The sequence below is a fragment of the Parabacteroides vesiculifaciens genome, from assembly GCF_049860805.1.
Lineage (GTDB): Bacteria > Bacteroidota > Bacteroidia > Bacteroidales > Tannerellaceae > Parabacteroides.
Window position 1 is genome coordinate 370,754 of sequence record NZ_CP187555.1, and the last position, 10,389, is coordinate 381,142.

9 protein-coding genes are annotated in these 10,389 nt (G+C 43.1%); 8 read left to right on the plus strand and 1 reads right to left on the minus strand.

The features are described 5' to 3' along the window. Positions 1-109 precede the first annotated feature (109 nt). Genes truA through ACPYIV_RS01540 form a run of 3 tightly spaced genes read left to right on the plus strand, consistent with a single transcriptional unit; the run spans position 110 to position 2,460 of the window. Complete coding sequence (truA, locus tag ACPYIV_RS01530; protein ID WP_425885174.1) at positions 110-859, plus strand: tRNA pseudouridine(38-40) synthase TruA; 750 nt, start codon at positions 110-112, stop codon at positions 857-859. Between the two features lie 27 nt (positions 860-886). Further along, a complete protein-coding gene (locus ACPYIV_RS01535) occupies positions 887-1,783 on the plus strand; it encodes a DMT family transporter (RefSeq protein WP_301704299.1) in 897 nt (298 codons plus the stop codon). Positions 1,784-1,827: 44 nt separating this feature from the next. Continuing rightward, positions 1,828-2,460, plus strand: coding sequence for a DUF3256 family protein (locus ACPYIV_RS01540; protein WP_293733600.1), 633 nt, complete (start codon positions 1,828-1,830; stop codon positions 2,458-2,460). Between the two features lie 12 nt (positions 2,461-2,472). Here the strand turns inward: ACPYIV_RS01540 and ACPYIV_RS01545 are convergent, their stop codons facing one another. After that, positions 2,473-2,958, minus strand: coding sequence for a PepSY-like domain-containing protein (locus tag ACPYIV_RS01545; protein ID WP_293733599.1), 486 nt, complete (start codon positions 2,956-2,958; stop codon positions 2,473-2,475). Between the two features lie 295 nt (positions 2,959-3,253). Between ACPYIV_RS01545 and ACPYIV_RS01550 the strand changes: the two genes are divergently transcribed. From ACPYIV_RS01550 to ACPYIV_RS01570, 5 genes are all read left to right on the plus strand, one after another. Next, positions 3,254-4,759, plus strand: coding sequence for a hypothetical protein (locus ACPYIV_RS01550; protein WP_425885177.1), 1,506 nt, complete (start codon positions 3,254-3,256; stop codon positions 4,757-4,759). Continuing rightward, the gene (locus ACPYIV_RS01555; protein ID WP_425885179.1) at positions 4,749-5,339 is read left to right on the plus strand and encodes an ATP-binding protein; all 591 of its coding nucleotides are present in this window, start codon (positions 4,749-4,751) and stop codon (positions 5,337-5,339) included. The genes ACPYIV_RS01550 and ACPYIV_RS01555 overlap by 11 nt, the downstream gene beginning before the upstream one ends. Then, entirely contained in the window at positions 5,336-6,097 is a 762-nt protein-coding gene (locus tag ACPYIV_RS01560; protein WP_293733597.1) for a LytR/AlgR family response regulator transcription factor, read from the plus strand. The genes ACPYIV_RS01555 and ACPYIV_RS01560 overlap by 4 nt, the downstream gene beginning before the upstream one ends. Positions 6,098-6,875: 778 nt before the next feature. Beyond that, on the plus strand, positions 6,876-7,874 hold the full coding sequence (locus ACPYIV_RS01565) for a hypothetical protein (RefSeq protein ID WP_425885181.1): 999 nt from the start codon (positions 6,876-6,878) through the stop codon (positions 7,872-7,874). Between the two features lie 21 nt (positions 7,875-7,895). Continuing rightward, a complete protein-coding gene (locus ACPYIV_RS01570; protein ID WP_425885183.1) occupies positions 7,896-10,385 on the plus strand; it encodes a hypothetical protein in 2,490 nt (829 codons plus the stop codon). Positions 10,386-10,389 lie beyond the last annotated feature (4 nt).

Genomic DNA, 10,389 nt, shown 5'->3' on the forward strand with positions numbered 1-10,389 from the left:
TGAAGATTTATGTGTGCAAAATTACACTTTTCTGTCCGCATAGGCAATCCCCTGGCAAGATTTCTGTTACCTTTGCATCCGAAATCAAACAGAAGCAAGACATCCCGACGTGAACAGATACTTTATATATTTAGGTTATAACGGCAAACAGTTTTGCGGCTGGCAGATACAGCCGAATGGAATCACAGTACAACAATCCATCGAAGAGGCCCTGACCACCCTGTTGCGCCAGCCCGTCCCCATCGTAGGAGCCGGGCGGACGGATGCCGGTGTGCATGCCCGCATGATGGTAGCCCATTTCGACTGGCAGGAACCGATTGCCGACCTTGCCTTTCTGGTGGAGAAGCTGAACCGCTTGCTTCCCAAGGATATTGCGGTCTATCGGATCGTTCCGGTGCGTTCGGATGCGCATGCCCGTTTTGATGCTACTTCCCGTACCTATAAATATTATGTCACAACACAAAAAGACCCGTTCAACTACGAACTGGTCTATAGGATTCCGGGAAAACTCGATTTCGAGGCGATGAACAACGCCTGTCCGGTGCTGTTCGACTATATCGATTTTACCAGTTTCAGCAAATTGCATACGGATGTGAAGACGAACAATTGCCGTATCTATAAGGCCGGCTGGGAGAAGGAAGGCGATGTCTGGGTTTTTACCATACAGGCGGACCGTTTCCTGCGTAACATGGTACGTGCCATTGTCGGTACGTTACTCGAAGTGGGCAGAGGAAAACTGACGGTTGACGGTTTCCGTCAGGTGATCGAAGCCAAAGATCGTGGCTGTGCCGGTACATCCGCTCCCGGACACGCTCTCTATCTGTTCGATGTCACCTACCCCGAAAGTATTTTCCTTTAATTTTTAAATTCTTAATTTTTAATTCCCATGTGGATTGGATTAGCATTTATGTCAGCCTTCCTGTTAGGTTGTTATGAAGTAAACAAAAAGATATCGTTGGATGGCAATGCCGTTATTCCGGTTTTGTTTTTCAATACATTGATAAGCAGTCTTATCTTTGTCCCTTTCATTCTTCTTTCCTTTTGTACGGATGTACTCGACGGGACGATGTTGTATGTGCCGCGTGTTTCGTTCGAAACGCATGTAGCCGTGTTTATCAAAGCGGTGATCGTGCTGTCGTCCTGGATATTCGGTTACTTTGCCCTGAAGCATTTGCCGCTGACTATTACCGGACCTATCAAAGCGACGCAGCCGGTTGTGACGTTGGTGGGAGCCATGCTGATTTTTGGTGAACGGCTGAACTTGTACCAATGGGTCGGAGTCATTCTTTCTATTGCCTCTTTTTATCTCCTTTCTTCATCCGGAAGAAAAGAGGGAATCCGTTTTACACATAATAAGTGGATATTCTTTACCGTCTTGTCGATCCTTACCGGAGCGGCAAGCGGCTTGTATGACAAGCACCTGATGGGAAGCCTGGATGTGATGACGGTACAGGTCTGGTTCAATGTCTATCAATGCCTGATGATGTTGCCGATCCTGCTGTTTCTCTGGTATCCGCGCCGGAAAAGCACGACGCCGTTTGTCTGGCACTGGAATATCATCTTCATCTCCGTTTTCCTCTGCTTGGCAGACTGGATTTACTTTTATGCCCTGACTATCCCCGGTTCGATGATCTCCATCGTTTCGATGGTGCGCCGCAGCAATGTGTTGGTGACTTTCATTGCCGGAGCTTTGTTCTTCCATGAAAAGAACCTGAAAAGTAAGGCGATCGATCTGTTTTTAGTATTATTAGGAATGATATTCCTGTATCTCGGTACGCGCTAAAACATATTCTATTACTTTTGTAGAGGTAAATTGTAAATGAAGATATGAAACGATTATTTCTTTCTATATTGCTTTGTGTATTTGTGTGGGGAATGAAGGCGCAGGAGATGGATGCTGTCTTTGTCGCCATGCCCGATCAATATGTTCCCCAACTGGAAAATGCTTGGCGTAAAGATTTGATAGACTTATATAATTCAGGAAAGGAAGCGAAGCTGAAAAATACCATGAACGGTTTTTCCACACTGAAGAAGTTGACGGACGATTATCTGTTGTTGCAGGTGACGGATCGCAGCACGGTAGAGATGAAGCTCCTTCCATTAGTCAACAATACCTATGTCGTTTGCATGATCACGACCGTGTATGGTCCTGTTCCCGACAGCCAGGTCGAGTTTTTTACGACAGACTGGAAACCGTTGGATGCTGCCGATTTGTATACCCCGGTTTCGGCAGAATGGTTTATCAAAGACGATGCAGACAAAAGCCGCATTGCCTTTATCGAAGCAACCACCCGTTTGGATATGGACTTGCGGAAGTATTCGCTCAGCCCTGATAACCAGATGCTGACGGAGGAATATACGACACCTCAAAGCCTGTCGGAAGCCGAACGCAAAAGGGTGGAACCTTTCTTAAAGAATGAACCTAAAGTTTATACCTGGGAAAAGTTCCACTTCAAGTAACCATCTGTAAATTTACCAGTCATATCCAGGGGCAAGCTTCGAACTTTGGGTTACGATCTGTGCTTTGGAGTCGAGTACGACGTGCACTTCGTTGTTATCCTGTTTTAATTCGAAATCATAGAACAGACCGTCCGGCCGTTCGATTACCGTGATGTCTTCTACTTTATATTGGTTGTAAGCTGAACTCTGTAAAGCATCCATAACGGCCACAGGAACGTCCTGCGCGCTGATATCCCAATGAGTGGAAACCCATTGCTCCTTCGTGTCGAACCATACTTCTTTGTGTATATTCTTTTCTTGTATATCTACTTCTGTCCCGTTAGTCTCCTTTTCGGATTTCAGGATTGTTGCGGCCGGATACTTTTGTTTTAGGAAGTTCCGGATAGGAGTTGCGATATTTTCGGCAGGCGCTTTTTGGTTTTGCCGGTTGTTGCTGCATGAGGCGAAAAGTGTGAGGCTACATAAGCACAATAGCAAGACGGATAATTTAGTTTTCATGACTTGTTGTTTTTTTATTGTTACTATTCGTGGCGGGTTCCCGATCGAACTCCGTCTCGATAGAAACAATTCTTTTGTCTTCAAGGTTGTCCGTATTCATAAAAATCATAATTATTCTTATTTACGGCTACCGACAAGGTATCGCTATCCGTACAAGCCGGAAAGAATTTCAGAAAAACATGAAATAATACCACTTATCTTTATAATTGATGTTTTGTCGGGTTATTGCTCCTTTTTTATTTGTCAGTTTCCCTGAAAAATAGTTTCTTTAAGATATTTTTAAGATAGATGACTGATGATTGTAAATATACTGAAAATTTTTCTGATCGGATTAATCGTTTTAGGATTGTCGGACAGTTGTTCTTATAGACCATCCGGAGAACCGGATGAGGAAATGCTTTTGACAGATTCCATATTGGCTGTTTATCAGGATTCGATGGCGGAAGTTCCACAAAAGGTGATAGATGTTTTTTCCGGAAAGCGTTTGCTGATGCGGGATAGCTTATGTTTTTATATCTTGTTGTCGTACGAGTCCAAGTGCTATTATTATTTGAACCGGATGGAAGATGCTTTTCGTACGAACAGAGAGGTGATCCGTTATTGCACGGACCATGCTTCTCTTGACCGTAGCCGTGCACTTTTGGCTGAAGCACTCAATAATCAAGGAGTTTATTGGCAGGAACAGGGTGAGCGGGATTCTGCTATTTCGGTATTGAAGTCGGCCGTCGATATTTTGCAAACGACTCGAAAGAGGGGTGTGCTTACTTCTGTCTATATGAACCTGGCGGATTCTTATCTTCAGAAGGGAGATTATTCTTGGTGTGGTTTTTACTATCGGAGAGCTCTTTTTGTTGCAGACTCTTTAGGTATTGGCTATCGGGATTATTTTGCCATCTATTCGGGATTGGCCAAACTTTATTTGGAATTGGAAAATTTCCCGGAAGCGAATGAATATTTTGTGAAGGCCGAGCAAATAGACCATTTGTGTACTCCTTATGAACGCTATTTCTTTTCCAATACCCGTGGAAATTATTATTATAACACAAAAGAATATGAAAAAGCCCTTGACTGGTTCCGGAAGGCGGACCGGATTACGGATGCTTTCCCTCAGCCTCTTTATAAGGCAATTGTCCGGGGAAATCTGGGGGAAATATTTATCTTGAGCAGACAACCGGATTCGGCCCGTTTCTATCTTGACGATGCTCGCCGGCTATTTGGAAAGGCTTATGAACAACCTTCTTTCCGTTACTATATGGATGGGCTGTATGTTTCATTGGCTTTGCTGGAAAACAATCTTCCGAGGGCAGAGCAGTTGCTCTCACATACGCATGACTTGAATCAGGTAAATCCGCTATATACCTATTATAATAACCGCAGGATGGAAGAATTGTATCGTAAGAAGAAGGATTATCGGAAAGCCTATGAGTTCAAGGTAAAAGCAGATATGTTCAATGACTCGTTACGCAGTGTGAAGGTGAAAAATAACCTGGCGGAAATTGATTTCAGGTACAGGCAGGATACGACTTTATTGAAAATGGATATACAATTGATCAATGCACGGGATGAAATGGCCCGGTGGAAAACGATTGCGTATTATTGTGTATTGTTGCTGCTTCTGTTCTTGTCGGCTTCTTTATGCTGGATTCTGTATAGACGGCGGAAACGTGAAAAACAATATTGGATACAGATGGCAACTGTGAACCGTTTGCGTATGGCTGTTGTACGAAACCGTATTTCTCCTCATTTCATATTTAATGCATTAAATATCATATTGCCGGCTTTCCGGCAATATGATATTTAATGCATTAAATATCATATTGCCGGCTTTCCGGCAATATGACGGGTTGGATAAGCCGATTCGTTTACTGATAAAAGTATTGAGGGGAAATCTGTTTTTTTCAGAACAGGTTGCAGTACCCTTGAAGGATGAAATACAATTGGTGAGAGAATACCTGCAACTGCGTTTGCTGGGTGATCCTGGCCGGATTCGGATGATTTGGGAATTACCGCCGGAGATACCGGATACTTGGCGGATTCCTTCGATGTCTGTCCAGATACCGGTAGAGAATGCAGTGAAATATGCCTTTGATCCGGAAGACGAAGAGGCTTGCATACATATTCGTGTCGTTGAAAAGCAGGATTGCCTTTTTATTACGATCGAAGATAATGGCATCGGTTTCGCTACAGATACTCAAAACGGCCAGGAGGAACAGGGTACAGGCTACGGACTGAAAATTCTGTGCCAGACCATCGATATCCTGAACAGCCGGAATAAGAATAAAATGAACTTTATTATACAAGACCGCAGCCTGCTTGAACCGGGAGGTCACGGTACTTTGGTTTCTCTTGTTGTACCATTAGATTATACATTTGATTTATGAATGAAGAAATTACAGTCGTGATTGTAGATGACGAAGCGGCTTCCATCCGTAATTTGAGCAATGATTTGTGTGCCTATTCGGATATACGGATTTTGGAAACGACAACTTCGGTGGAAAAGGCGAGAAAGATCGTGACCCGACAACAGCCGGATCTGCTTTTTTTAGATGTGGAAATGCCGAAGATGTCCGGTTTTGATCTTTGGCAGAGTATCCGTGCCGATGTTCATGCTGATATGAGAGTCGTGTTTTATACCGCTTATGATAAATACGTTTTGGATGCTTTACGTGCATCGGCCTTTGACTATTTGCTGAAACCTTATCTGCCGGAGGAGCTGGATGCCGTCATCGAACGTTTCAGGTGCGTATTTTATCGGAGCAAAGTTAATATGGAGCAGTCCATGCGCCGCCTTTTGGCCGATGATTGCAAGTTTGCTATCCAGACGGTGACCGGCCTGTTGTTTTTGAAGCGTAGCGATGTGTTGATGTTTCGTTTCTCGGATGCGAGCCGCTGCTGGCTGCTTTACCTGTCCGACCGGACGGATTATAAGCTTCGTATGAGTCTTTCTGCACGCGACCTGCTCAATATGAGTGTTTCTTTTATCCAAATCAGCCAAAACTGCATCGTCAATCTGGATTACTTGTGTTCGATCGAGAACAAAACACTCGAATGCCACCTCTATCCGCCTTTTGACGATATCGAACTGATCGCTTCACGCCGGTATTACGGGAAAGTGAGAGAGTTGTTGGAGATTATTTGAGATTGTCGTGTCTGTTTATCGGAGATCCATGCACCTGTATGGTATTCTATGGGGCTTATTGTAAAAAATGATTCGTAATCGCCGGATTTGGTTTCCTGAAAACAATGTTTTGAGGATCGGTTTGTGGCAAAAAAGTGGATTCGAAAGGCCTGTTTCGGCGAGTTGCGCAGTTTTTTTCCACGATGACCGTCTTCATTTCCACGACGACCGTCTTCGTACAGAGTGAAGACGGCAACCCGGAGCAACGAAGACGGTCGTCATGGAAATGAAGACCGTCTTCATGGAAAAGGAGTGCGGGAACCTCTTGGAATATCCGCCAATTGTTAACCAAATATCCTTACCATATCCCGTATCCTTCCGAATATTCGATTCTCCGGGAGTTCGGCTTTTCCTTAATGTCAGGATTATTGGGAAAAGACGGATAAATGGTAAGACTTTTTCCGTGAATATAGCAGGTCATTTACAGGTTTGTAATGAAAAACACATGAACAATAAGCAAACTGTCAATCCGAAAATGTTCGTTTTTTTATTGGAAATAGAAAAAATGTGGGTTATTGTCTATTTCTTTTTATCTCTCCTACAGATTCCAACTTATTGATGATTTTAAAAACTTTTGTTTTTGTGCATTGTTTTTTACCGCTTGTCTGTGAAGTCTCTTATTTGTCCGCAGATCGAATTCTGAGTGATTGTGAGAGTTATTATGAGTTTATATATTTGAAAATTATCTAAAAGGGAAGAAGCCTTTTCATTGAGTAAAAAATAATATAAGATATAGATCATGAAACAGATTCTACTTTCAATTTTGATGTTGGTGTGTGTAATGGGGATAAAAGCCCAGGATTTGATGGTGGCAACGTTACAGTCCGGAGAAGTAACTCAGGTGTTTTATGGGGCAGATGCGTTTATAGAAGCGGTTGGCAAAGCGAATTCTGGTGACCTTATCACTTTGTCTGGCGGAACGTTTAATGTTCCAAAAATAGAAAAAGCGTTAAGGATACAAGGAGCCGGTTATATGGATGATTCGAAAAATGGATTGTATAGGACGACTTTGAACTATGAATTGTATATAAACTTGCCAAAGGGTAGCTCAGATAATTTTTTGTTGGAGGGTATTTATTCTGATAAAGAATTGCGGGTGACAAGTTCTACTCCTGTTAAAAATTTTTTATTGAAAAGATGTCGATTTAAAGACGTTTCTTTTACAAATAGCATAACAGATGGTTGTCAATTGGAACATTGTAGGATTTCGGATAATTTATATATAGGTGATAAGTCGACCAATTTTTCAGTTGTAAATTCTGTTATCAATGTCTTGCAGAGTAATAATGAAAATTCTTCAATTGTATTTCAGAACACATTTATTAATGATGTTAGTTATAATGCTATTGCGACTTTTGAAAATTGTATATTGAGTTCACACTATACTGAAGGAATTTCTTATGTCAGGTTACATAAAAACTGTATCATAAAACATTGTTTAGCATTGAAAGGCAATATGTTTGCAAATGTTTTGACTCTAAGCAATTGTTGGTACTCGGATAAAACAACAATTTGGGGTACCGATAAAGGCTATAGTGATACCGATTTATACGAATTGACAGAAGCAGCAAAAAGCCAATATACCGGTTCCGATGGTAAAGAAATCGGTATTCATGGCGGATATAAACCCTTCTTGTCAACTCCTTCCCATCCGCAGATTACAAAACGGGATATTGCGACTAAAACTTCCGGTGGAAAACTGAAGGTCGATATTACGGTTGAAGCTCAAAACGATTAATGATCCCAAAAAGAATACAGAATGAAAAAGATATGGATACTGTTATGGATCTGTAGCTGGACTTCTTTTCTTTTGGGACAAGAGATGAGTACGTATGAATACTGGCTGGACACCGATTATCCAAATAAAGTTTCGGCTACAATGTCCGATGAAAAAGTTGCATTGTCCATAGAAACGGCACATCTGTCCGAAGGGATGCATATTTTCAATTTTCGGGCAAAAGATTCCAAAGGTCGATGGAGCAGTCCTGTTACAAAATATTTCTATAACTTCATTGAAAAAGAAAAGAATGAAGTGGTGGTGTATGAATATTGGTTCGATACGGACTACAACGGAAAACAAAAAGGGGCTTGTTCCGGACAATTATTGTCGGATATAGATGTTTCTTTTTTATCCGAAGGAATGCACTTTTTAAATGTACGTTTTGGTGATAAATGGGGACAGTGGAGTAGTCCGATCGTCCATTATTTTTATCATTTCCCAGTACAAGAACCAAACTTGGTTACCGCGTATGAATATTGGTTCGATACGAATTATGCCGGATGTCGAAGAGGGGAGAGCGATGGGGTGTTTTCGCAAGAACTGGATATTACATCCCTGTCGGAAGGTATGCACTTTCTGAATCTACGTTTTAAAGACCAACGGGGACAATGGAGCAGCCCCATTGTCCATTATTTCTATTACATGAAAGAACGTGAACCAAACGAGATTGTGGGGTATGAATATTGGACCGATCAGAATTTTAACGGTCGTAAATATGTGGAATCCTCGGGTGGGGCATTGTCTTTGAGTTTGGATTTTAAAAATTTAGAAAATGGGGATCATGTATTGTATTTTCGGGTGAAGGATAAAAGAGGGCAGTGGAGCAGCCCGGTTTGTGCTGCATTTGAGAAGATTGACGGTATTATACCGGACATTCCGGAGGCAGAATACACCGTTTTGTGCCAGTTGTATGAAAAGACCGGTGGAAAAGATGCTTGGACGGAAAAGTGGGATACGGGAGAGAGAGTGGCAAACGATGATTATTGGAAAGGTGTTTCGTTTGATGAAGACGGCCATGTCGTGGCAATCACATTGCCGGATAATAATTTGAAAGGAATATTACCGCAGGAGGTATTCGGGCTTCCTAATCTGCTTCGTCTGGATGTATCGCAAAATCCCGGTATAGGAGGGCAGTTGGAGAAAGTCTTGTGTTTAGACAAACCGAATAAAACGTTACAGGAAATTCGTATGCAAGGGACGGATTTGAGTGGTTATGTGCCTGATCTTGCGAATTTGTCAGCTCTGAAAGTTGCCGATTTCTCACAAAACCGGTTAGATTCCATCTCTCCGAATACGAAAATGGAGCAGATTGACTTGAGTGGGCAAGCGATCTGGATTGAACCGATTGACCTGGTACAATATCCGGAACTGGCTTTGCCTGCGATCAGCCGATATGATGCGAAAGAAAAAACGTTCATTGCTTATCCTGATTTTAAAGGGATGAATGCTTCCGGAAAGAATGGTGTTTTGTTTACATACGACCCGGTAAAGGAACGCTATTTGGTCAAAAACGGCCAGGGGGAGGTCGACCTTTGGCTGAAATCCGGCGAACCGATCGTGTTGGTGCAGCTGGATGGGGCTGCGAAAAATAGCCGGGCTGAAGGTTTTTCCGTCAAGTGGCAAGCTGGAGATGCCTGTGTGGACGAGTTTTCGGAAACGAACCGGATCAATGTGCTGGATGCACTGTTGACGGCTCAGTATGCGGTCGGTCTTGATTTGAACAAAGAAGATAATGATCCGGCTTTGTTGTTCAATGTATTGGCTGCCGATGTCTATACGGAGGATGAGCAGCAGGGGACGATCAATGTACAGGATGTCGTGTCGATCGTTAATATGGTGTTGGAAACGCCGTTGGCCAAAGCCGGTTTGTTGAAATCGACGATGGACTGTCCGAACAGCGTGCGTGTGGAGGACGGAAAATTGCTTTTGCAAACGACTGTTCCGGTTGCGGCGTTGGATCTCCTGTTGGAAGGTTGCAAGAGTCCGCATTTCAAATCGTTGGTTTCTGCCGATTATATGGTGACGATGCGCGACACGCCGGGCGGACTCCGGGTGCTGATTCTTTCTTTGACCGGAGAAACGTTGCCGGTGGGTGAGACGGAGATTGCAGCGGTCGGAGCCTCTTCGGCTTCTTTGTCGGCTGCGATGGTGGCCAGCAGTAAGAATGTTAAAATTCCGGTCATGTTAAACAGAAAAGGAGTGACGACCGGGATCGAAACGCCTGAGATTGCCCGTGAGGACAACCTTTCGGTCGTGATGCCTGCGGATGCACTTGAAGGACATGTCCGGATTTATAATCTGTTTGGGCAGTGTGTGAAGCACGAACAGTTGGTTGACCTGTCTGCAGGAACGAAAGATCTGCGCTCTTGTTATCGCGGTTTGCCGGATGGCGTTTACATCGTCCAGGTGGAAATTCGTACGGACAAAAGGGTGGAGGTCACTAATAAGAAGTTGAATCACATGAATTGAACAA